This is a genomic window from Collinsella aerofaciens (assembly GCF_001405375.1).
Classification (GTDB): domain Bacteria; phylum Actinomycetota; class Coriobacteriia; order Coriobacteriales; family Coriobacteriaceae; genus Collinsella; species Collinsella aerofaciens_F.
Map to the genome: position 1 here is coordinate 19,908 of NZ_CYYP01000007.1, position 21,220 is coordinate 41,127.

Annotated in this window: 18 protein-coding genes, 1 tRNA gene and 1 other RNA gene; 14 read left to right on the forward strand and 6 right to left on the reverse strand. The window is 60.2% G+C overall.

Going from position 1 to position 21,220, the window contains the following annotated elements:
* The first annotated feature begins 54 nt into the window (after positions 1 to 54).
* A complete protein-coding gene (locus ARB25_RS04795; protein ID WP_055286235.1) occupies positions 55 to 705 on the forward strand; it encodes an HAD family hydrolase in 651 nt (216 codons plus the stop codon).
* 113 nt (positions 706 to 818) lie between these two features.
* Here the strand turns inward: ARB25_RS04795 and ARB25_RS04800 are convergent, their stop codons facing one another.
* On the reverse strand, positions 819 to 1,931 hold the full coding sequence (locus ARB25_RS04800) for a LacI family DNA-binding transcriptional regulator (protein ID WP_253276049.1): 1,113 nt from the start codon (positions 1,929 to 1,931) through the stop codon (positions 819 to 821).
* A 312-nt stretch (positions 1,932 to 2,243) separates the two neighbouring features.
* Between ARB25_RS04800 and glmS the strand changes: the two genes are divergently transcribed.
* On the forward strand, positions 2,244 to 4,091 hold the full coding sequence (gene glmS / locus ARB25_RS04805) for a glutamine--fructose-6-phosphate transaminase (isomerizing) (RefSeq protein WP_055286239.1): 1,848 nt from the start codon (positions 2,244 to 2,246) through the stop codon (positions 4,089 to 4,091).
* 113 nt (positions 4,092 to 4,204) lie between these two features.
* Here glmS and ARB25_RS04810 read toward each other — a convergent pair whose 3' ends face one another.
* Positions 4,205 to 4,906, reverse strand: a complete 702-nt coding sequence (locus ARB25_RS04810) for a GntR family transcriptional regulator (RefSeq protein ID WP_050766156.1) — start codon at positions 4,904 to 4,906, stop codon at positions 4,205 to 4,207.
* A gap of 193 nt (positions 4,907 to 5,099) precedes the next feature.
* On the opposite strand from ARB25_RS04810, the gene ARB25_RS04815 reads away from it, so the two are divergent.
* From ARB25_RS04815 to ARB25_RS04825, 3 genes are all read left to right on the forward strand, one after another.
* The gene (locus tag ARB25_RS04815; RefSeq protein WP_055286241.1) at positions 5,100 to 6,134 is read left to right on the forward strand and encodes a YeiH family protein; all 1,035 of its coding nucleotides are present in this window, start codon (positions 5,100 to 5,102) and stop codon (positions 6,132 to 6,134) included.
* Between the two features lie 273 nt (positions 6,135 to 6,407).
* Positions 6,408 to 7,625 (forward strand): helix-turn-helix domain-containing protein, encoded by a 1,218-nt coding sequence (locus ARB25_RS04820; protein WP_055286243.1) that lies wholly within the window; start codon positions 6,408 to 6,410, stop codon positions 7,623 to 7,625.
* 84 nt (positions 7,626 to 7,709) lie between these two features.
* Complete coding sequence (locus ARB25_RS04825; protein WP_156327681.1) at positions 7,710 to 8,285, forward strand: hypothetical protein; 576 nt, start codon at positions 7,710 to 7,712, stop codon at positions 8,283 to 8,285.
* Positions 8,286 to 8,340: 55 nt separating this feature from the next.
* Here ARB25_RS04825 and ARB25_RS04830 read toward each other — a convergent pair whose 3' ends face one another.
* Complete coding sequence (locus ARB25_RS04830; RefSeq protein ID WP_055286247.1) at positions 8,341 to 8,862, reverse strand: nitroreductase family protein; 522 nt, start codon at positions 8,860 to 8,862, stop codon at positions 8,341 to 8,343.
* A 294-nt stretch (positions 8,863 to 9,156) separates the two neighbouring features.
* Between ARB25_RS04830 and ARB25_RS04835 the strand changes: the two genes are divergently transcribed.
* From ARB25_RS04835 to ARB25_RS04850, 4 genes are all read left to right on the forward strand, one after another.
* Entirely contained in the window at positions 9,157 to 9,447 is a 291-nt protein-coding gene (locus ARB25_RS04835; RefSeq protein WP_006235631.1) for a hypothetical protein, read from the forward strand.
* Positions 9,448 to 9,628: 181 nt separating this feature from the next.
* Positions 9,629 to 10,129: a MarR family winged helix-turn-helix transcriptional regulator gene (locus ARB25_RS04840; RefSeq protein ID WP_055286249.1), complete on the forward strand. Its 501-nt coding sequence runs from the start codon at positions 9,629 to 9,631 to the stop codon at positions 10,127 to 10,129.
* Positions 10,129 to 11,853 (forward strand): ABC transporter ATP-binding protein, encoded by a 1,725-nt coding sequence (locus ARB25_RS04845; RefSeq protein ID WP_156327682.1) that lies wholly within the window; start codon positions 10,129 to 10,131, stop codon positions 11,851 to 11,853. The genes ARB25_RS04840 and ARB25_RS04845 overlap by 1 nt, the downstream gene beginning before the upstream one ends.
* 1 nt (position 11,854) lies before the next feature.
* A complete protein-coding gene (locus tag ARB25_RS04850; RefSeq protein WP_082421873.1) occupies positions 11,855 to 13,861 on the forward strand; it encodes an ABC transporter ATP-binding protein in 2,007 nt (668 codons plus the stop codon).
* A gap of 108 nt (positions 13,862 to 13,969) precedes the next feature.
* On the opposite strand, the gene cysE is transcribed toward ARB25_RS04850, so the two are convergent.
* Positions 13,970 to 14,674: a serine O-acetyltransferase gene (gene cysE / locus ARB25_RS04855; protein ID WP_055286253.1), complete on the reverse strand. Its 705-nt coding sequence runs from the start codon at positions 14,672 to 14,674 to the stop codon at positions 13,970 to 13,972.
* A 223-nt stretch (positions 14,675 to 14,897) separates the two neighbouring features.
* Between cysE and ARB25_RS04860 the strand changes: the two genes are divergently transcribed.
* Positions 14,898 to 15,545, forward strand: a complete 648-nt coding sequence (locus ARB25_RS04860; RefSeq protein WP_055286255.1) for a DedA family protein — start codon at positions 14,898 to 14,900, stop codon at positions 15,543 to 15,545.
* Between the two features lie 289 nt (positions 15,546 to 15,834).
* On the forward strand, positions 15,835 to 16,887 hold the full coding sequence (locus ARB25_RS04865) for a branched-chain amino acid aminotransferase (protein WP_055286257.1): 1,053 nt from the start codon (positions 15,835 to 15,837) through the stop codon (positions 16,885 to 16,887).
* Positions 16,888 to 17,366: 479 nt separating this feature from the next.
* On the opposite strand, the gene ARB25_RS04870 is transcribed toward ARB25_RS04865, so the two are convergent.
* Positions 17,367 to 17,918: a LemA family protein gene (locus ARB25_RS04870; RefSeq protein WP_082421874.1), complete on the reverse strand. Its 552-nt coding sequence runs from the start codon at positions 17,916 to 17,918 to the stop codon at positions 17,367 to 17,369.
* Positions 17,919 to 18,129: 211 nt separating this feature from the next.
* Between ARB25_RS04870 and ARB25_RS04875 the strand changes: the two genes are divergently transcribed.
* On the forward strand, positions 18,130 to 18,714 hold the full coding sequence (locus ARB25_RS04875; RefSeq protein ID WP_055286259.1) for a TetR/AcrR family transcriptional regulator: 585 nt from the start codon (positions 18,130 to 18,132) through the stop codon (positions 18,712 to 18,714).
* A gap of 2 nt (positions 18,715 to 18,716) precedes the next feature.
* Here the strand turns inward: ARB25_RS04875 and ARB25_RS04880 are convergent.
* Positions 18,717 to 18,806, reverse strand: a tRNA-Ser gene (locus ARB25_RS04880).
* A 51-nt stretch (positions 18,807 to 18,857) separates the two neighbouring features.
* Between ARB25_RS04880 and tadA the strand changes: the two genes are divergently transcribed.
* Positions 18,858 to 20,639: a tRNA adenosine(34) deaminase TadA gene (tadA, locus tag ARB25_RS04885; RefSeq protein ID WP_055286261.1), complete on the forward strand. Its 1,782-nt coding sequence runs from the start codon at positions 18,858 to 18,860 to the stop codon at positions 20,637 to 20,639.
* A 454-nt stretch (positions 20,640 to 21,093) separates the two neighbouring features.
* An RNA gene (gene ffs / locus ARB25_RS09680) (signal recognition particle sRNA small type) lies at positions 21,094 to 21,189 on the forward strand.
* The last annotated feature ends 31 nt before the right edge of the window (positions 21,190 to 21,220 follow it).

The window sequence follows — 21,220 nt, forward strand, 5'->3', positions numbered from 1 at the left end:
TCAAATGCGGTAGAGTTGCGGCAATGCGACAGCGAGAGTCGATGGGGGATCGATATGATCAAGGCTGTTATTTTTGACATGGATGGAACGCTGGTCGATACCGAGCGTTTGGGGATTAGGGCCTGGAAGGCAGGCGCCGCTGAGCTGGGGCTCGCGATTGATGAAGCGCTGATCCATCAGTTTATCGGTCGCACGCTACCCGATGTCATGAACATCCTCGATAAGCATTACGGCAGCCACGAGACCGCCGAGGCGATCTATGTCCGCCACAAGGAGATTCGCGACGAGATGGTCAAGACCGATCTGGAGCTTAAGGCCGGCGCTGCCGAGTGCATAGACGAGCTGTTGGCTGCGGGCTATCACGTAGGCCTTGCAACGTCATCGCGCCATGTTACGGCCGAGCGCAACCTTAAAGCATTCGGTCTTTTTGACAAGTTTGAAACGGTAACGTGTGGCGAGGACGTCGTGCATGGCAAGCCCGACCCCGAGATGTATCTGCTCGCCTGCGAGCGCGCGGGCTTTACTCCCGAGGAATGTGCCGTGGTCGAGGATTCGCGCAACGGCTGCGTCTCGGGCATTACGGCTGGCTGCCACGTCTTTGCCGTCCCCGATATCGTGCCGCTGCCGCAGGACGTGGTGGATGGCTGCGAGGCCGTGCTCGATACGTTGTTCGATCTGGCGGCGGCGGTCAAGGCCGTGCGCTAGACAATTGCGGCGTTGAAACGAGCAATTGCTTACGTTTGCGCTTAAACAAAAGGGGTCCGGCAATGGTCGGGCCTCTTTTGCTTGAGCGGCGACTTAGCATACTTGCGGGCGTGCTATAGATACGCACCGAGGTTGATGGCCGTGGCGTCGGTCTGGCTGCTTGCCTGGGTGCTGGCGCGTTCCAGCAGGAACGGACGTACCAGTTCTTGGCGGTTGATGTCCTCGGCGGCGGTGACTGCGGTGACGGTGCGCGCTGTAGAGCCGACGCGGATATGCTTGGTCTTTGCTGGGGCCTTGTTCTCGATTTGCTCCATGAGCAATTGAACGCCCTTGCGGCCAATCTCGTAGCCCGGGGGCGCTACCGTAGTGAGCGGGACCGATCCGCTCCAAGCGAGCGGGTTGCCATCGCAACCCGCTACGCGTACTTGCCCGGGGACGGCGATGCCTTTGTCGACCAGCGCCGAGATGACGCCCGAGGCCAGCACGTCGGTCAGGCCGACGACAAAATCGGGGCGTTCGTCGGCGGGGCGCGCGGCGATTTGGGTGCCGATGCCGTAGCCGTCGGCGGCGGTATTCCATTCGCCGGCGTCGATGACTTCGATCTTGATATCGGGATGTAGGGCGAGCGCCTTATGAATGCCAAGGACGCGCAGGGTGAGTTGCATAAATGCTGCTCGGCCGACGACGACAATATGGTGCGCGCCGCGGGCGATGGCGAGCTCGGCGATGATGCGGCCTTGTGCCTCGTTGTCGGCGGCCACGTAGTAGCCGGGCTCGGAGCAATGGATGTCCAGATGGACGATCGGCACGGGCATCTTGGTCAGGGCGGGGTGCCAGTCGGGGGATGCCATGGGCTGAACCATGACGCCGGACATCTGGGTGCCCATAAAGTAGCGCAGGTAATGGTCCTGGAGAATATCGTCGTTATCGGCGTTGGCGATGAGCAGGTCGTAGCCGTGCTTGCGGGCCTCGTTGTGGGCGCCGCTGGCGATTTGGAGTGAAAAGCCGTGGTCGAGACGGGGGAGCACCAGGCCAAAGGACTTGGTGGCGCCGCCCGCGAGCTGACGAGCGCTTTGGTTGGGCAGGTAGCCCAGTCGATTGATGGTTTCGTTAATGAGCTTGAGGGTCTCGGGACGCAGCTTTTCGGGGTGGTTGAGCGCGTTGGAAACCGTGCCCAACGAAACCCCGGCCTCGCGCGCGACGTCGCTGATTTTTACCTTTGCCATAGCGGCCCCTTTGATGCGTTTCAAGTACAAGCCAGATTGTAGCATCCCAAACCTTCCAAAAAGGGACAGGTTTATTTTGGCAGGTTTTATCTGGGGAAACGCTGTTGCCAGCGCGACCACCACGAAGGGGGCAGGTACCTTTGTGGTGGTTTGGACCGGCTGGACGTGTGTGCATCGAGTGGTATCTAAGTTGAGATACCACTTCTGGTATATCAGCTTGCGTTTGCGTGAGTACAATACTCGAACGTTGTACGTCTCAGCGCCCTTTGTGCGTGGACGTCTTGCAGTCACGCGAACGAAGGGATTTATCTTATGTGCGGAATCGTCGGCTACACCGGCTCTGATATTGCAAAGAACATCCTGGTCACGGGCCTCAAGCGTATGGAGTATCGCGGCTATGACTCCTCGGGCGTCGCGCTCGAGGTGGGCGAGGGCGCCGCGGCGCACCTCGACGTCATCCGCCGCGTGGGCAAGGTCGCGGGCTTGGAGAGCGAGCTTTCCAACATCGACAGCGACGCTACCTGCGGTATCGGCCACACCCGTTGGGCCACCCACGGCAAGCCCTCCGTCGTTAACGCTCACCCCCACACCAGCTGCGACGGTCGTATCGCCATCGTCCACAACGGCATCATCGAGAACTTCGCCGAGCTGCGCGAAGAGCTGGAGGGTCGCGGCCACCACTTTAAGAGCGAGACCGATACCGAGGTCTTCGCGCATCTGATCGAAGAGGCTTATGCCGAGACGCACGACCTGATGGCCTCCGTGCGCGAGGCTTGCGCCCACGTGGTCGGTGCCTATGGTCTGGCCGCCGTGTGCGCTGACGAGCCCGGCGTGATCGCCGTGGCCCGCAAGGATTCCCCGATCGTGGTCGGCGCGGGCGAGACCGGCGCCTATGTCGCCTCCGATGTCATCGCGCTCATCGACGCCACCCGCGATGTCGTGGTGCTCGAGGACGGTCAGTTTGCCAAGCTCACGCCCGCAGGCGTCGAGTACACCGACGAGGCCGGCAACGTTATCGAGCCCAAGGTCACCCACATCGACTGGGACCTGGACATGGCAGAAAAGGGCGGTTATCCCGACTTTATGCTCAAGGAAATCCACGAGCAGCCGCGCGTCGTGCGCGACACGCTGGTTGGTCGTATGACGCCGGCCGGCGAGCTCGACATCGACGAGCTGGGCCTTTCGCTCGAGGAGCTCAACGACATCGACCGCGTCTACGTGATCGCTTGCGGCACCAGCTATCACGCTGGCCTCATTGCCAAGAATCTCATTGAGGGCTGGGCTCGCATCCCCACCGAGGTGGAGGCGGCCAGCGAGTTCCGTTATCGCAACCCCATCATTACGCCGACGACGCTTGTCGTTGCCGTGTCCCAGTCGGGCGAGACGGCCGATACTCTTGCCGCCATTCGCGATGCGCGCATCAAGGGTGCCAAGGTCTTCGGCATCACCAACGTGGTGGGCAGCCCCGTGGCGCGTGAGAGCGACGGCGTCATCTACACCAAGGCCAACAATGAGATTGCGGTCGCCTCGACCAAGAGCTTTATCGGCCAGGTTGTGAGCCTCACGCTTTTGGCTCTGCTGTTGGCACAGGTCAAGTACCGCCTGACCACCAAGCAGGCGCGCATGCTGTTCCGCGAGCTTTCCGATACGGCCGAGCAGATCCAGTGGATTTTGGATACCCAAACCGAGGCCGTGCATGAGGCCGCCCTGCTGTGCAAGGACGCGCAGTCGGCGCTGTTCGTGGGCCGTGGCATGGGTGCCGCTATTTCCTACGAGGGTGCGCTCAAGCTCAAGGAAGTCAGCTACCTGCACGCCGAGGCATATGCCGCCGGTGAGATGAAGCACGGCCCCATTGCCCTGATCGACCCGGGCTTCCCTGTCATCGCTGTGGCCACCAAGAGTGCCACCTACGACAAGACCGTGTCGAACCTTATGGAGTGCAAAGCGCGCGGCGCCAAGGTCATCGTCGTTGCCACCGAGGGCGACGAGGAGATCAACAAGATTGCCGACTGCATCATCCGCGTGCCGGCAGTCCGCGACGTGTTCAGCCCCATCACGGCGAGTGTCCCGCTGCAGCTGCTCGCCCGCGAGGTCGCCATCCTGCGCGGCTGCGACGTCGACCAGCCCCGTAACCTGGCCAAGAGCGTCACGGTAGAGTAGTTGGTTCCGCCGTTCTAGCGACTAAGGCCCGGCTCCGCATCAAAGACGGAGCCGGGCCTTGTTGCATTTGACCAGATAAAACCTGCCAAAATGAACCTGTCCCATTTTGTAGGTTAGCGGAGCTTGCTGGTCTCGAAGTACTCGGGGAACTGGTCCAGAACTTCGGTTTGGTTGCGGAACATCATGTGCAGGTGCTTGCTGACCAAAAAGCTCGCTTCGATGGGGTCGCGACCGGCGATAGCGCGGCGAATCTGCTTGTGCTCGTTCACGATGTCCTGATTGTCGAGAACCTGTGTGGCGGCGCGCAGCCAGCGGAAGCGCTCCAGGTCGGCATTGGTCTCTTCGAGCCACGACCACACGGTGCTGCGACATGCGATGCTAAAAATCATGTGATGCATGAGGTTGTCGCTCAAAAAGAAGCCGATGCGATCCTCTTCGGCCATGGCCTTTTCCTGCAGCACGATGGCGCGGTCGAGCTGCTCGATGCCGGCCGACGTGGCGCGCGCACAGCACTCCACGATCACCTGCTTTTCCAGATGCTCGCGGATGTAACAGGCACTCTCGGCAAGGGTGAGGTTGATGGGCGAGACGTAGGTACCGCTCTGGGGCACGGTGCGCACCAGGCCTTCCTGCGCCAAACGAACCAAAGCCTCGCGCACAGGGGTGCGCCCCATATCTAGGTCGTCGCAAAGTTGCTTGACGCCCAGCTTTTCGCCCGGCTTGTAATCCAGGTAGACGATTTTGCGTCGAATGGTGTGGTAGGACTGGTCCTGTAGGCTCGTTTCCTGCTCGCCGACGTGCATCGATTCTTCCATAGCGCCTCGCAACTGTTCTATCAAACTCATATGTCAGTTGTTAATTATGCCGCGAGTCAGCTCTCCGCGGTGGGTAATTCGGCTGTTGCCTGAGAACTATTGCGGCATCTTAGTCTGTGTTTGCGCAAGGCTGCGCTCAATGTTGCCGTATCATAAGCCGTCGCAAACGTGAAATAGAAAGAAGGAGTCCCATATGCAACTGGCAAATATCGTACGCGAGCGCTGGAAAGGCGTCTTGTTCTGCCTGATCATCGCTATCCCCGCGACGTTGCTCGGCAAACAGATTGAGGTGGTCGGCGGGCCGGTATTTGCCATCCTTTTTGGCATGGTCCTGGCGCTCGTCTTTCCCAAGAATCGTCGCGAACCGCTCGCCGCCGGCGTTACCTATACGTCCAAAAAAGTCTTGCAGTACGCGGTTATCCTGCTTGGCTTTGGCATGAACCTCTCCCAGATTCTGTCCAAGGGCGCCCAGTCGCTGCCCATTATCGTGGCGACAATCTCGACCTCGCTTGTCATCGCCTTTGTGCTCTGCCGCGTCATGAACGTACCGGGCAAGATCGCGACGCTTGTGGGTGTGGGTTCGTCGATTTGCGGCGGTTCTGCCATCGCCGCGACCGCACCCGTCATCGATGCCGACGATCGCGAGATTGCCCAGGCCATTTCGGTCATCTTCCTGTTCAACGTTATCGCGGCGCTCGTGTTTCCGACGCTCGGCGGCATGCTCGGGCTGACCAACGAGGGCTTTGGCCTGTTTGCCGGTACCGCCATCAACGACACCTCGTCCGTAACGGCTGCGGCGAGCGCTTGGGACAGCATGCATCCCGGCGCCAATGTGCTCGAGAGCGCCACGGTGGTCAAGCTCACCAGGACGCTGGCCATTATTCCCATCACGTTGGTTCTCGCATGCTGGCAGATGCATCTGGCGCGCAAGGCCGGCGGCGACGCCAAAAGCACGTTCTCGCTTAAACGCGCGTTTCCCATGTTCGTGCTGTTCTTTGTGCTGGCGAGCGTGATCACCACGGTGTTTCAGCTTCCTGTGTCCATCACGGCGCCCATCAAGGAGCTGTCAAAGTTCTTTATCGTGATGGCCATGGCGGCTATTGGTTTTAATACCGATATCGTCGAGCTGGTCAAAAAGGGCGGCAAGCCCATCGCATTGGGCTTTTGCTGCTGGATTGGCATTGCGTGCATGAGTTTGGGAATGCAACACGTGCTGGGAATCTGGTAGAGAAGTAGCTTATTTGCGTGCTGCGTGCTGCGTGCTGGCGAGCGCATTCTCACGGTGGAGCGATAGGAGCTCTTGCGGGTATGGCTTGTCCGCAGGTTTATAAGTCCCGAAGAGCTCTTATCGCCCCGCCAGGATGGCGATGCGGGGCAACACCTATACTCGCAGGACGGCGCTTTCTGCCCTATAGTGTTTGGTGAGCAATATCGTTCAATTTTGAAACACTCGGTCGTGCGACCGCCGGCGGTTGCACGTCGCTGCAGACAGGGGCAAATCATGGATAGCGATGCCAAGCTGAACATCTTGACCGATGCCCTGGCTGCTGCCGGGGCATCGGTATTGGCGATCGATGCGCGTGGGGACGTCGCGATCTCGACCATGAATGACGCGGCGCTTGAGCGGGGTGTGGCGACTTTTGTCGCTGAGCGCCTCGACCGTATAGGAGACGGCGCGCGTCTGGTTATGGGGCGTGAGGGTACGCGCCTGAGCCTGACCGTTCGCCCCACCGACAAAGAGGGCGGGGGCCTTTGGGTCGTCGTGGTCCGCGAGGTGCGCGGTGCCGCGACGCATGCGGGTATCGAGTGGCTCAACGCCGACGAAGTTGAGGCCCGCTACGAATCGAGCGCGTACGGCATCGTTGAGGGGGCGGCCTCGGTGGCTGCGCCGGTTGCAGAGAGTTACGCGCGCGGTGTGCCCCTTATGCTCGAGGGCGAGCTGGGAGCGGGTCAGGTCGAGATCGCCAGGCGCCTCTATCTGGACGGTCCTTTTGCCGGTCAGCCCTTTGTTTCCGTTGCGCTCGATGAGCTCACCGAGCGCGGTTGGCGCCATGTGCTCAAAAGCGCCGAATCGCCGTTGTTCCAAACGGGGCTGACCCTTTGCATTGAGGGCTGGAACGCGGTTGGCCCCCAGCGCCTCCGCGAGCTGGTCTCCACGATGGCCGACACCGCGTTGGCGACGCGCTGCCATGTGGTGCTGACGGCGAATGACATGCCGGGCGGCAGCGAAAGTGATCAAGCCGCCTTTGTGACCGAGCGCTTCGCCTGTGCGGTGAGCGTGGCGCCGGCAATCGCCGAGCAGGGAGCCGCGTCGACGAAGGTTGCGCGCTATTTGGAATATCTCGCTGACGCATTTGGGACGGCAGCGCCCACGCTGTCTTCCGCGGCGACGAAGACGCTCGATGCTTACCGCTGGCCGCGCAATTATCTGCAGCTCCGCGAGGTCTCGGAACGACTGTATATATTGGTGGGGGCGGGCGCGGTGGACCGCGCTGTGGCGGAGGAAGTGCTCGCCCAAGAGGACGTGATTAAGACCGCAGCCTTTGGCGCCCCGACGCTCGAAAGCGACCTGTATATCCTGCGACCGCTGGCCGATACCGAGCGAGATATCGCGCATCTGGTTGTAGATCATCTCCACGGCAACCGAACCCGTGCGGCGGAGGTACTGGGCATAAGCCGTACAACGCTGTGGCGCTTGCTGAAGGACGATGACCGTTGAGCGAGGCGCCCGTGACCGCGCGCGACGCGTGTGCTACAGTCCAAAGCGTTATTGTTTCGATTTGGTTATGGCGTGCGAGGGCATATGGCTGAGACTTCAAAACCGAGCCGCAGAAGGCGGAGTGCCGCGCCGGTCAACCGACGCACGACATCGGTGACGTGGGGTAAACACGCCTCGGGGTTTGATGGCTCGTTCAAGCGCACTAAATACGGCTATCCTTCGGCAAGCGCCCGCTTGGCAATGCAGGCAGAGTCCTCGCTGTGGGGCCGCAAACGCGTGGTGGGCTCAAAGCTCAAGCACGACGGAACGCTCGGTTACATCAGCCGCGGGGCGGCTCGCCGCAGTGGACTCAATCCGGCTGGTTGGCATCGTTATGTTCCGATCGTGGCCGTCGTTGCAGTGATCGTCATCGCACTCGCTGCGCTTGGCTACGCCGGCGGTGGCGCCAACTTGGACGCAGTGTTTAAATCGCCCGAGCTCGCGCATGCAGGCACAGAAGTTATCGAGGGCGCTCAGACCCAGACAGGCGTCGCGCCCCAGCGCGGCATCGTCGCGGCGGCCACCACCATCGCCGATGCTCAAAAGGACGAAGACAAGCAAGGCGACGACGCCGAAACGACCCAGACAAGCGAAGCGACGACAACTCAAATATCAACATAGCTTGCCGGCAGAAGGGGACGTTCCTTTTCTGTCGGCAGTTTGGGACACTCCTGCGCTACTTGACGTACACCACGTTGTTGCGGCGGGGTTTGGGCTCGGGTAGCGTGTCCTCGGCATAGCCCAGAATGCAGTTACCGACACCGCGCAGGCTGCCGTCGGCGGGCAGGCCCCAGCTGGCCAGCAGCTCCAGGCCCTCGGGCGAGTCAAAGACCTCATGCGCGCGGTGAATCCAGCACGAATCGACACCCAGTGCATAGGCGGCGTTGAGCAAGTTGCCCATGGCGAGCGAGCCGTCTTCCAGATGTGTGGGCACGCTGCGGTCAACCAGCACCACCACAACGGTCTTGGCGCCATAGAAGGGGTCGCTGTTGCTGCCCATGACCTGGGCGTTGAGCTGTGAGAGACGCTCGACGGTCGCGGGGTCGGTGACGGCGACAAACGTCACCGGCTGGCGTCCCATGCCGCTCGGTGCATATTGGCCGGCTTCGATAATACGTGCAAGCTTTTCGGCCTCGACGGGACGATCGCTGTAGTTGCGGCAGCTGCGACGGTGAATGAGTGCTTCGATAGTCTCCATGGTGTCTCCTTGCGGTGGCGTTGCAGATGCCTCGTTCATACCCGCCGGGCTTAAACGATAGACGGTCAATTGCCCGGCCAAAAGGATAGATTCCAATTGGGAAAGTAGGTTTGCATAAAAGTACCTTCAGAATGTGACAAACAAATGGGATGGTTAAACGTTTTATCCCGTCTACCCTGCGGTTTTTTACCACTTGCCTAAATGACGAACGCATAACCTCTGATAAAGGTTTTACTAAAGGAGTACCAACGTTTATCAATGCGCCGTGGTGGCGCCGGGCCAGGAGGTAACATCATGTTCCAGGCTGGAGATGTCGTCGAGACCGATTTCGAAGGATTTCTGAAGCTGCTGCGTTCCAAGACGCGCGCTTTCGTGTCGATCAACGATCACGAGTACTACATCACGCACACCGATGGCTATTGGCGTGTTCAGGATTGCGAGGCCCTCAACGACAAGGGCCACTTTACTGACTGTTCTGAGTTGGTCAACACGGTCTGCGAGGTCGTCGAGCTGCCGTGGATTGCCGGCAAGAGCCTGCATGACAGCTTCTCGGGCGCTACGGTCTATGAGGCCGTCGCCGCTTAACAGGCAATAAAACCCGATTTTCACGTGACCGCTGGCGCCGCCCCCGCGCCGGCGGTCTTTTTCTGCCGATAGGCCATAAAAGTGCACGCATTTGCGGAGAGGCTGTTGACGATAGTCAAAACTCGGACTAATCTAGAGACATAAAATTGGTCAAAAATCGGACAATCGAATGGTGGGATAGATGAATGGTGCGGTTAAACTGGTCGACTTCGACCGGTTGCTCAATGGACTCGACCATATCTATTCGGAGTTCTCGCGTGCCTGCGGCCTTTCGGACTGCGCTTACTGGATGCTCGTCGATACCAGCACGGCGGGCGGCAGTATTGCCGTAAGCCGTCTGACAAGCAAATGGTTCTATAGCAAGCAGACCATTAACTCGGCAAATAAAACCCTGAAGGCGCGAGGGCTTGCAACGCTGGAATTTGCCGAAGGCAGTCGTAAGAATAAGGTCGTTTGTTTGACCGATGAGGGCCGGCGGTTCGCCGAGCACTATGCGTTGCCGACGGTTAAAGCCGAGCAGCGTGCCTTTGGCGCGCTCGAGCCCTGGGAACAGCGTGAGATTATGCGTCTGGTCGGCAAGTTTTCCCATGTGCTCAACGAGGAGTGCGAAGCGTTTAAACAGCAGATGGCCGCCGAGAGCCAAGTGGAAAACCAAGAAGAGGGGGAGACGTGCGACTCTTAATGAGGTTTATGAGGCCGTATCGCGGGCTGATTGCAGTGACACTGTTTGTGCTGCTGATAGATAACGTCGGCACGCTGCTGGTGCCTACGATGCTGGCGAATATGGTCAATACCGGCATCACGACGGGTGATGTCGACTACATCCTGCGCAACGGCCTGTACATGCTTATCGCGACCAGCATGGCTAGCGGCGGCACGGTGCTGGGCTGCTATCTTTCGGCGCGCCTGGCCGCCAACGTGGCTTGCGATATCCGCAATGCCGTGTACGACAAATCGCTCGAGCTCGCGGCCAGCGATTTTGAGCGCTTTGGCACCGGATCGATGATCACGCGCTCGCTCAACGATATCAACGTGATTCAGCAGGCGATTCTGCAGACGATTCAGCTGGTGCTGCCCGTGCCTTTTTTGGCTGTGGCGGGCATCATCTTCGCCTGGTTTATCGATCCTGCCATGGGCACGCTTCTGGGCGTAGTCGTTGCGATTGTGCTGGTGGCGGCGGTCTTTACGGTTGCCAACGCGGCTCCGATCTTTATGCGCTTGCAGAGCTTTATCGACCGCATGAACGTGGTGCTGCGCGAAAACATCGTGGGCGTGCGCGTCATCCGTGCGTTTAACAAGGAGCGTCACGAGGAGCGGCGCCTGGACGAGGTGTTTAGCGACTACGCCGCCAACGCCATCAAGGTCAACCACCTGTTTGTGGGCCTCGACAGCTCCAGCTTCTTTTTGATGAACATCGCCGAGGTGGCGGTGCTGTGGGTGGGCGGCAACCGCGTAGGCGCCCACGCCATGCAGATTGCGAGTATCTCGGCGGTGCTGGAGTATGCAATTCTGATCCTGTTCTTTGTGATGATGGCCCAGATGGTGGTGCTGACGCTTCCGCGTGCTGCCGCGTGCCTGAACCGTGCGCAGCAGGTGTTGGAGATTGAGCCGAGCATCGTCGATGGCGAGCGCACGCTGGATGACGGGGCGCGCGAGCCCCAAGACGAAGCCGATGCGGTGGCCGTGTTCGACCACATGTCGTTTCGCTTTGACGATGCCGACGAGGACACCCTGTGCGACCTGAGCTTTGCCTGCCGTCGCGGTCAGACGACTGCGATCGTTGGCTCGACAGGCTCGGGCAAATCGACGGTGGCAAAGCTTCTGCTGCGCTTCCACGATGCCACCAAGGGCTCCATTCGCCTGAATGGTGTGGACCTGCGCGAGCTTACGCAAGACGAAATCCGCGGGCGCATTGCCTATGTGCCGCAGAAGGCGTGGCTGTTCTCGGGCACGGTGGCGAGCAACCTTCGCTTTGGTAACGAAGGCGCGACCGAGGTCGACATGCTTCACGCGCTTGAGGTTGCCCAGAGCACCTTTGTACTCGACCAACCGCAGGGGCTCGATACCCCGGTTGCCCAGGGCGGTACGAACTTCTCGGGTGGTCAGCGCCAGCGTTTGGCAATCGCCCGTGCGCTCATGAAGCATGCCGATCTATATATCTTCGATGACAGTTTTTCGGCCCTGGACTTTAAGACCGATGCGGCCCTGCGCCATGCATTGCAAGACGAGACGCGTGACGCTGCGGTGCTCATCATCGCGCAGCGCATCTCGACGATCTTGCACGCCGACCAGATCGTCGTGCTCAAGGATGGCGAGGTTGTGGGTCTGGGCACGCATGGCGAGCTTATGGAAACCTGCGAGGTGTACCGCGCCATCGCGGAATCGCAGATGAAGGGAGGTGAGTAGCATGACCGAGGAGCTCAAGAAGCAGGGCGGCGTTGATGACGCCGCTGCCGCGGGACTGGTCGAGGAAACGGCTGCCGCGTCGACCGAGCTGGATGACGCCGCCAAGGCTGCAGCCGAGCGCGAGGCTCGCCGCCAAGCGCTCTACGAGGAAAACGAACGTGCCGAGGACGAGCGCGCCCGCGCCGAGGCAGAGCGTATGCGCGACGTGGACGACGAAGACGAGGACGAGACGCCTCGGGATACCTGGGCGACGGTGCGCCGCCTGTGGAGTGAGGCCGCCGGCGACCATTGGCGCTTCTATATCGTGTTCGCGAGCATTGTGTTCTATGTCATCTTTAACACTGCCGCGCCGGCATATAGCGCCCGCGTGATCGATGAGCTGTGGGGCCACATTCAGGTAGCGTTTGTCAACAACGCCACCTTCAGCATCACCTGGGAGAACTGCGGCAGGACTATCTTCATCTACTTTTTGATTTGGACGGCCGCCGCTTCGTTCTACGCGCTCCAGAGCTTTTTGATGTCGAGCGTGGCCGAACGCCTCAATCTGCGCCTGCGCAACCGCATCGCGCAAAAGCTCAACCGTCTGCCGCTCGCCTATTTTGACGCGCATCGTCCCGGCGAGGTCGTCAGCCGCGCGACCAACGACCTGGACAAGATGTCCGAGAGCATGCAGCGCGGATTGCTGCAACTGCTCGTGTCGATCGGCACGGTTGTTGGTGCTGTGAGCGTGATGTTCGTGTTCAGCGTGCAGCTTACGCTCGTCTTTCTGTTCTTTACGGCACTGTCGCTGCTGGTGACGAAGGTCGTCTCGCGCCGCACACACGATGTGACGGGCGAGCGCCAGGAGTGGGTGTCCAAGATTACGAGTGCGGTCGAGGAAGGCTATTCGGGCCGTCTGGTGATCCGCGCGTTTAACCGCGAACGTCAGAGCTCCGCTGAGGTGCACGAGGCTTCGAAGGAATTGGCTCGTGTGAGCACCAAGGCCGACTTTATGATCAATGCTGTCGGCCCCGCGGTGCGCTTTATCGGCCGTTTGGCGCAGATCGTTATTGCGCTTGTGGGCTGCAGCATGCTGGTTGCCGGTCACATGACCGTCGGCGTGTTCCAGGCGTTCTTCCAGTTTATCTACGAGGCGTCCGAGCCCATGACGCAGTTGTCGTTTACCTTCAACTCGCTGCAGAGCGCGCTGGCGAGTGCAGAGCGCGTGTTCGACCTGCTCGATGAGCCCGAGATGGAGGCCGATCCGCTGCCGGACAAGGCCGCCAAGCTGCCGGGTCGCGTGGAGGGCCGCGTCTCCTTTGAGCATGTGCGCTTTGGTTATTCGCCCGACAAGCCGCTTATGCGCGACGTGTCGTTTACCGCCGAGCCGGGCCAGAAGATTGCCGTGGTGGGAACCACGGGCGCAGGCAAGACGACGCTCATCAACCTGCTCATGCGCTTCTACGAGATTGACGGCGGGCGTATTACGCTCGACGGCGTGGATACGAGCCTCATGAACCGCGGCGAGCTGCGACAGCAGTTTGGCATGGTGCTGCAGGACGCCTGGCTGTTCGATGGCACGATTGCCGAAAACATCGCCTACGGCTGCCCCGAGGCAACGCGCGACGAAATTGTGGCCGCCGCTCGTGCCGCGCAGGTCGACTTCTTTGTGCGCACCATGCCGCAGGGCTACGACACGCGCGTGGCCAACGATGCCGAGAGCATCAGCCAGGGCCAGCGTCAGCTGCTGACCATCGCTCGCGTGCTGCTCAATAACCCGGCGATTCTCATCCTGGACGAGGCGACCTCAAGCGTGGATACGCGTACCGAGCTTGCCATCGGTCGTGCCATGGACGCGCTCATGCGCGGGCGCACGAGCTTTGTGATCGCGCACCGCCTGTCGACGATTGTTGATGCCGACCTGATCTTGGTCATGGATCACGGCAACATTATCGAGCAGGGCACGCATAAGGAGCTGCTGGCTGCCGAGGGCGCCTACGCCGACCTCTATCTGAGCCAGTTCGCATAATGTGACAAAGGGACAGTCTCTTTACCACATCACAAATAAGGCGCGCCGGGGGTGAATCCTCTGGCGCGCCTTTGCGTTGGCGTCAATGTTGTCGGTGGTCGTCCGCCTCTAGCGTTCGTCCACGAGCTTGGCGACGAGGGCTTTGAGCTCGGCCACCTCTCGCTCGAGTTCCTTGACGCGGCGGGCGTTCTCGGTGATGCCCTGGCGGTTGAGCGCGGACTGCTCGGCGGCGTCGTCGGGCATGTACTCGCGATGCTGCTTGGCATCGAAGCTCTCCTCGAACACGCGGCAGCCGTTGCGCTTGATGATGCGTCCCGGCACGCCCACGACGGTGCAGTTGTCGGGCACGTCCTTGACGACAACCGAGTTGCCGCCGATCTTGACGTTGTTGCCAATGTGGATGTTGCCGAGCACCTTGGCGCCCGTGCCCACGGTGACGTTATCGCCGAGCGTTGGGTGGCGTTTGCCGGTCTCGTTGCCGGTACCGCCGAGCGTGACGCCCTGGTAGAGCACGCAGTTGTCGCCCACGATGGTGGTCTCGCCGATGACGACGCCCATGGCATGGTCGATAAAGAAGTGCTTGCCAATCTGCGCGGCAGGGTGAATCTCGACGCCGGTGATGTGGCGGGTGATTTGCGAGAGCACACGGGCGAGCGAGCGATGGCCATGCTTCCAGAGCCAGTGCTCGGGCACGTGGTTCCACTTGGCGTGCAGGCCAGGATAGGAAAGGAAGATGACCAGACCGTTTTGCGCGGCGGGGTCCTGCGCTTGGACGGTCTTGATGTCCTCGCGAATGGTATTGATAAAGCTCACCGGCCGCCCTCCCTTAGCGCCATGGCAATGCGATTCAATAAAGTATAGCGATTCGCTAGGGATTAGGAGGGACAATCTTGGCGGCATTGCGCGACAGGTGTCAGTTATGCAAACTTGCTGGTAATGGAGTCATGCTTTTGTGGGGTTGCGCACGAGGGGGCACCGCAACCGTATACTGGTCAACTTGGACGTATCCGCGCCCACAACTGAGAGGTTTTACTTCATGGGTTTCATCAATTTTATTGCCGAGCTGCTTAAGGACCCGCGCACCGCGATCGCCAGCTGGATCGCCGCCGGCCCGCTTATGGCCTACGGCTGCGTGTTCCTGATTATCTTCATTGAGACAGGCGTGGTGTTCTTCCCGTTCCTTCCCGGTGATTCGCTGCTGTTCGCTTCGGGCTTCTTTGCCCACAATGGCGGCTTTAACATTGTGGCGCTTCTGGCCACCGCATGGGCCGCTGCCATTTTGGGCGATCAGTGCAACTTTATGATCGGTCACTTCTTTGGCAAAAAGATCATCGCTTCGGGCAAGGTCAAGGCCATGACGCCCGAGCGCATTAAAAAGTCCGAGGACTTCTTGGACAAGTGGGGTCACCTGGCCATCTTCCTGGGTCGCTTCTTCCCGTTTATCCGCACCTTTGTGCCCTTTATCGCTGGCATGGGCGGCATGCACTGGCGCAACTTTGTCGTTTTTAACGTGCTGGGCGGCATTACCTGGTCGACGGTCTTTACGCTGCTGGGCTACTTCTTTGGCGGCATTCCCTTTGTGCAGGAGCACTTTGAGCTGCTGATTGTCGGCATCGTTGCCGTGTCGATCATCCCGACCGTGGTCGGTCTGGTCAAGGCTAAGCTGGGCAAAAAGAACGCGTAGCTCGAGCCAGCGCGCAAACCGTGCCGTTGAGGCCCGTCACCGCTTACGGTGGCGGGCCTCTTTAGTTTCGGTCAAATGAAAATACTTTAGTTAGTTAAAGAAAAACGTTTTATCCGACGCGTACGGGGAGTACAATCTCGTGCATGCGAATCGACGTGCTATCGGCTTTGATGCTGTTCGCGTGTCCCGTCCGGCCCTACGCTCCGGGCGTGCGACGTTGCGACGCGGTCGGCCTCGGTCCTTGCGTGCGGGTTCGCGAGTTTGCAACTGTGTATGTAAGGAGCGACATATGACTGTCGAGAAGAAGGATGTCGATTGGGGTAGCCTCGGCTTTGGCTACATGAAGACCGATTACAGCTACGAGGCTCATTGGAAGGATGACGAGTGGGACGAAGGTGGCCTGACCACCGACCACACCCTGCATGTCTCCGAGTGCGGCGGCATCTTCCATTACTGCCAGGAGGTCTTTGAGGGCCTGAAGGCCTACACCGCCGAGGACGGCAGCATCGTCTGTTTCCGTCCCGACATGAACGCCGAGCGTATGTACAACTCTGCTCAGCGCCTCGAGATGCCCCCGTTCCCCAAGGACAAGTTCGTTGAGGCCGTCAAGCAGGTCGTTTCTGCTAACGCCGCCTGGGTTCCGCCCTTCGGTTCCGGTGCGACCCTGTACGTGCGTCCGTTTATGATCGGCTCCGGTGACGTGATTGGCGTGGCTCCCGCTCCTGAGTACACGTTCCGCATTCTCGTGACTCCGGTCGGTCCGTACTTTAAGGGTGGCCTTAAGCCCGTCAAGCTGCGCGTTTCCGAGTATGACCGTGCTGCACCGCACGGCACCGGCAACATCAAGGCCGGCCTCAACTACGCCATGTCCCTCAAGCCCACGATGGAGGCCCATCGCGAGGGCTATGCCGAGAACCTGTATCTCGACTCCGAGTCCCGCACCTATGTCGAGGAGACCGGTGGCGCCAACGTCCTGTTCGTGAAGGAGGACGGCACCCTCGTCGTTCCGCAGTCGCACACCGACTCCATCCTGCCCTCCATCACCCGTCGTTCGCTTGTTCAGGTTGCTCAGGACCTGGGCATGACCGTTGACCAGCGCCCCGTCGAGTGGGCCGAGGTCAAGGCCGGTACCTTTGTCGAGTGCGGCCTGTGCGGCACCGCTGCCGTCATCTCTCCGGTTGGCGAAATCGACAACAAGGTCTATGGCGCCGACGAGACCGTGACCTTCCCGGCTGGCTACACCGAGATCGGTCCCGTGATGAAGAAGCTTCGCGAGACCCTGACTGGTATCCAGTCCGGTGCTGTCGAGGACAAGCACAACTGGGTTTACACCGTGGCGTAAGCTGTCTTAGCTGTCCGGCCCGAGGGCGACCTTCCTTTCCGGCGCGTCCTCGGACATGAAAGAACCCCCGCTGCGCACTACGTGCGGCGGGGGTTCTTTCGTCCTGCGGAGTGCGCCGGAAAGGAAGGTCGCCCTTTTGTTTTGCTTCGCGCCATGTGGGGGCGGTGGCGACGTGCATTTTTGCGAGTATTCTGCAATCGAAGGCCCCTGCATACCGGCTTCGGGCAAAAAATCGGGATTTCTTGATGTTTTCTACGAATGATGGGTGGGGTTACGGGCTGACAGCGTTTGATTTGCAGGGATATTCGCGGTCTTTGGCATTTGTCGTGGCGCCCGAAGCCCTTGGTTATGTTGAATACTCCTAAAAATGCACGACGCTTAGAGGGGGACCTTCGCGAAAAAGGAAACCGCCCCGTCGAAGTATGCATTCGACGGGGCGGTTTATGCATTTGGCCGATTAAGGATGCGCTGTCAAACTACTAGAACTTGACGGTCGGGGCCTGGCGGGCTGCTTCAGCGGCCTCGAAGCCCTGGCGCTCCTTAAACTGGAAGATGCCGGCAAAGATGACAGCCGGGAACGTCTGAATGGCGTTGTTGTAGCTGAGCACGCAGTCGTTGTAGCTCTGGCGTGCATAGCTAATCTTGTTCTCGGTGTCCTCGAGCGATGCCTGCAGCTGCGTAAAGTTGGTGTTTGCCTTAAGATCGGGATAGGCCTCGGCCACAGCGAAGAGCTGGCGCAGTGCGCCGGTCAGCACGTTGTCGGCTTCCATCTTGGCCTCGGGCGTGGTGGCCTTGACGGCGGTGTTACGCGCGCTGATCACGGCGGAGAGCGTCTCCTGCTCGTGCTTGGCGTAGCCCTTGACGGTTTCGACCAGGTTGGGGATCAGGTCGTTACGGCGCTGCAGCTGCGTATCGATGTTCTGCCAGGCGTTATCGATGCGGTTACGCTTGGTGACCATGTTGTTGTAGATGCCGGCGATGGCGCAGACAATCACAATGACAACAACGATGCCGATGATGACGGTAATCATGATGTCTCCGTTTCGAATGGCCGCGGCGGCATGCGCCAGCTGCCGTTGGTATAACGCTACTAGTATACCCGCAACGTTTTACCGTGCCGAACTTTCCGGTAAGCGTTGTGTTTTCGGCGGGGTCGGCACCGGGGCAAAGCGCGCGAGGTACAGGTGTAAGATATGCGACAGATTGACGAGTGTTGTCTTTGCCCTGAGGATGGCGATACCAGTGGACCTTCGCATTAAGAAAACCTACCGCGCCCTTTTCGATGCCTTCACCGAGCTTCTCGAGGAGCATCGTTTTGAGGACCTGACGGTTGCCATGCTGTGCGACCGCGCCATGATTCGCCGCACGACGTTCTACAAGCACTTTCGCGACAAGAACGATTACTTTGCCTTTTATATCGATGAGCTCATGTCGGGCTTGCCGCAAAAACAGCCCGATGAGGCCGGCGCAGTGTCTGCCGAGGACGTGCGCGCGCTTCGGCACGCGATTTTGGACGATGCTATGGATTTGATTCTGACGCACGAGCGGCTCATGGATAACATTTTGGCAAGCAGCATGTCGGGCATGTTGACCAACGTTATTTGCGACCGCATTGCCCGCTCCATCCGCGAGCGTGTGATGAACGTGCTTGCCGAGGATGCCCTGGCCCCCGTGTCACTCGAGACGACGTCCGAGTTTGTCGCCGGCGGTATTATTCGTCTTTTCACGATATGGTGGGAATCGGGCCACGATCTTGAGCGTCGACCTGAGATAGCCGACGTGGTCGATGCGTTGTTTGAGCGGACCATGACACCGGTGAATCACTAAAGTGGCGGAGAGAGGGGGATTCGAACCCCCGGAACGCTCTCGCGCTCAACGGTTTTCAAGACCGCCGCATTCAACCGCTCTGCCATCTCTCCGTGAGTCGTAATGATAGCATCGTTTTGAATTTGCAACAGGGAAGGCGAACGATGACGATCACCGAAATCGACGAGAAGTTCATGCGCGAGGCGTTGGCGGAGGCGCGAGTCGCCGCGGCGGTGGGCGAGGTGCCCATCGGAGCCGTAGTGGTGCGTGACGGTGAGATCGTCGCGAGGGCGCACAATCGGCGCGAGCTCGACCAGGATCCTTCGGCTCATGCCGAGTTTGCGGCCCTGTGTGCTGCCGCTCGGTCGCTCGGTCGCTGGCGCCTTTCCGATTGCAAGGTCTACGTGACGCTCGAGCCCTGCTGCATGTGTGCGGGGCTTATGGTTAACGCGCGCGTAGGACGCTGCGTGTATGGCGCGGCTGATGCCAAGGCGGGCGCGTTGGGATCCCTATACGATTTGAATGCCGACTCGCGCCTGAATCATCGGTTTAACGTGACGGCTGGGGTCCTGGCGGATGAATGCCGCGAGCTGCTGAGTAGCTATTTTGGCGGTCTGCGCGGAGCGGGTGGCAGCGGCTGTGGCTGCGGTCCGAACCTTGAGGCGCATGCCGCCCACGCCGCGGCGCTTGCAGGTGCCGGTGAGGATGCTGGCATGGCGGTTGACTTTGGTCCTGCGTGTCGCCGACCCCGCCGTGTGCTGTTGGCGATCGACTCCTTTAAGGGCAGCGTTTCGAGCGCGCAGGCGGAGGCGGCGGTTGCCGAGGGCATGCGCCGTGTGTGGCCCGATGCCGAGCTGAACGCTTTGCCGCTGGCAGATGGCGGTGAGGGGACGCTCGATGCCGTTGCCGCGTGCGGCGGTGAGATTGTGACCTGCGAGGTTGCGGGACCCTTTGGCGATGGTGTGCCTGCCCGGATGTTAGTGGACGGCGAGCACGAGTCGGTTGTTATTGAGATGGCCGAAGCAGCAGGCATCGGGTACTCACCTTGCACGGAATCGGCGGCGCTGGCTGCTACAACCTATGGCGTGGGCGAGCTGATGCTCCGTGCAGCTCGTGTCGGGGTAAAGACTATCTATATTGGCTTGGGCGGCAGTGCCACCAACGACGGTGGCGCCGGCATGCTGCAGGCGCTGGGCGCGCGTGTGGTCGATGATCAGGGATGCGATGTCGCCCCCGGTCTTGCCGGCCTTGAGCAGGTGGCGAGCGTTGATTTGGCGCCAGCGCTGCAGGCTTTGGATGATGCTCGTATCGTTGTGCTTTCCGATGTCGAGAATCCGCTCGTGGGGCGTCGAGGCGCACTGGCGGTGTTTGGCGGGCAGAAGGGCCTGCCGGCGGATGATGTCGAGGCGCTGCGCAGATACGACGGCTGGATGGTCGGCTACGGTCGCCTGCTCGATGCGGCAATTTTCGAGGCGCGAGCCCAGGGGTTGTTGCGCACACCCGAGGGCGCACGGACATTTGGCTCGGTGCTCGGCGTGCCCGGCGCGGGCGCTGCCGGTGGCTTGGGCGCGGCGTTACTGGCGCTCGGTGCGGAGCTACGCTCGGGCGTGGAGACGGTGTTCGATCTGATTGGGTTTGACGAACGCATGCGTGATGTCGACCTGGTCATAACAGGCGAGGGCAATATGGACGAGCAGTCCGCCGCCGGTAAGGCGCCTGTGGGTGTGGCTCGCCGCGCCAGGCGATATGGCAAGCCGGTGGTCGCCGTCGTGGGCGGCCGTGCTGACAACCTGAACGCGGTATATGAGCAAGGTATCGACTTGGTACTGCCGATCTGCCGCAAGCCCATGGACCTGGAACGGGCACTCGATTCGCAAGAAGCCACAACCAACCTCATCTGCGCCGGCGAGGCAGCCGCCCAATCCTACGACCTCGCTCGCCTCTAAGGCCTGTCTCCCTATAAGTTGCGGTGGAATACGGAGTGTTTTTGCCTTTAAGGGGCCAATTCAGTCCGTATTCCACCGCAACTTCGAGAATGGTCATTCGAGGTTGGCTGCCTTGGGTCTTGGGTCGGACCGTTTGCCACGAAATGCGGCCATCTACTACGTTAAACCGGCCACCTTCGACCATCCCGGAATTTGCAAAAACAAAACCGCAGGTAGAAAGCTTGCCGATTTTCGAAAAAGTCGGCTATGGTTGACCCCTGTGGCCTAAACGTAGTAGATGGGCCCTTTCTGTGGTGCGGCACCAAGCCGGTCATTTTGGGATGGGACTATTTTGACTACTCATTGGCTGCTCTGGCAATCGGGCTGCAAAAGTAGTCAAAAAAGCTCCGTCCCAAATTAGCTACCTTGCTCTGGCGGGCGGGAGCAGGTAAGATATACCGAGCGCCTAGCGCGTTCGATGGGTTCGGATGACGACATGTTCCGAATCTGGTCAGGTCCGGAAGGAAGCAGCCATAAGGAGCCTCTGTCGGGCATCCGAATCCATCGAGCGCACGGGCGCTTTTTTGGTGCCGCGATGCGGT

What these genes read in the sequence shown, in the direction of transcription:
- ARB25_RS04795 (WP_055286235.1), top strand. Translation starts at nt 55, where the DNA reads ATGATCAAGGCTGTTATTTTTGACATGGATGGAACGCTGGTCGATACC.
- ARB25_RS04850 (WP_082421873.1), top strand. Translation starts at nt 11,855, where the DNA reads ATGACCGAGGAGCTCAAGAAGCAGGGCGGCGTTGATGACGCCGCTGCC.
- ARB25_RS04815 (WP_055286241.1), top strand. Translation starts at nt 5,100, where the DNA reads ATGCAACTGGCAAATATCGTACGCGAGCGCTGGAAAGGCGTCTTGTTC.
- ARB25_RS04830 (WP_055286247.1), bottom strand. Translation starts at nt 8,862, where the DNA reads ATGGAGACTATCGAAGCACTCATTCACCGTCGCAGCTGCCGCAACTAC.
- glmS (WP_055286239.1), top strand. Translation starts at nt 2,244, where the DNA reads ATGTGCGGAATCGTCGGCTACACCGGCTCTGATATTGCAAAGAACATC.
- ARB25_RS04810 (WP_050766156.1), bottom strand. Translation starts at nt 4,906, where the DNA reads ATGGAAGAATCGATGCACGTCGGCGAGCAGGAAACGAGCCTACAGGAC.
- ARB25_RS04835 (WP_006235631.1), top strand. Translation starts at nt 9,157, where the DNA reads ATGTTCCAGGCTGGAGATGTCGTCGAGACCGATTTCGAAGGATTTCTG.
- ARB25_RS04800 (WP_253276049.1), bottom strand. Translation starts at nt 1,931, where the DNA reads ATGGCAAAGGTAAAAATCAGCGACGTCGCGCGCGAGGCCGGGGTTTCG.
- ARB25_RS04820 (WP_055286243.1), top strand. Translation starts at nt 6,408, where the DNA reads ATGGATAGCGATGCCAAGCTGAACATCTTGACCGATGCCCTGGCTGCT.
- ARB25_RS04870 (WP_082421874.1), bottom strand. Translation starts at nt 17,918, where the DNA reads ATGATTACCGTCATCATCGGCATCGTTGTTGTCATTGTGATTGTCTGC.
- ARB25_RS04840 (WP_055286249.1), top strand. Translation starts at nt 9,629, where the DNA reads ATGAATGGTGCGGTTAAACTGGTCGACTTCGACCGGTTGCTCAATGGA.
- ARB25_RS04860 (WP_055286255.1), top strand. Translation starts at nt 14,898, where the DNA reads ATGGGTTTCATCAATTTTATTGCCGAGCTGCTTAAGGACCCGCGCACC.
- ARB25_RS04825 (WP_156327681.1), top strand. Translation starts at nt 7,710, where the DNA reads ATGGCTGAGACTTCAAAACCGAGCCGCAGAAGGCGGAGTGCCGCGCCG.
- ARB25_RS04845 (WP_156327682.1), top strand. Translation starts at nt 10,129, where the DNA reads ATGAGGTTTATGAGGCCGTATCGCGGGCTGATTGCAGTGACACTGTTT.
- ARB25_RS04865 (WP_055286257.1), top strand. Translation starts at nt 15,835, where the DNA reads ATGACTGTCGAGAAGAAGGATGTCGATTGGGGTAGCCTCGGCTTTGGC.
- tadA (WP_055286261.1), top strand. Translation starts at nt 18,858, where the DNA reads ATGACGATCACCGAAATCGACGAGAAGTTCATGCGCGAGGCGTTGGCG.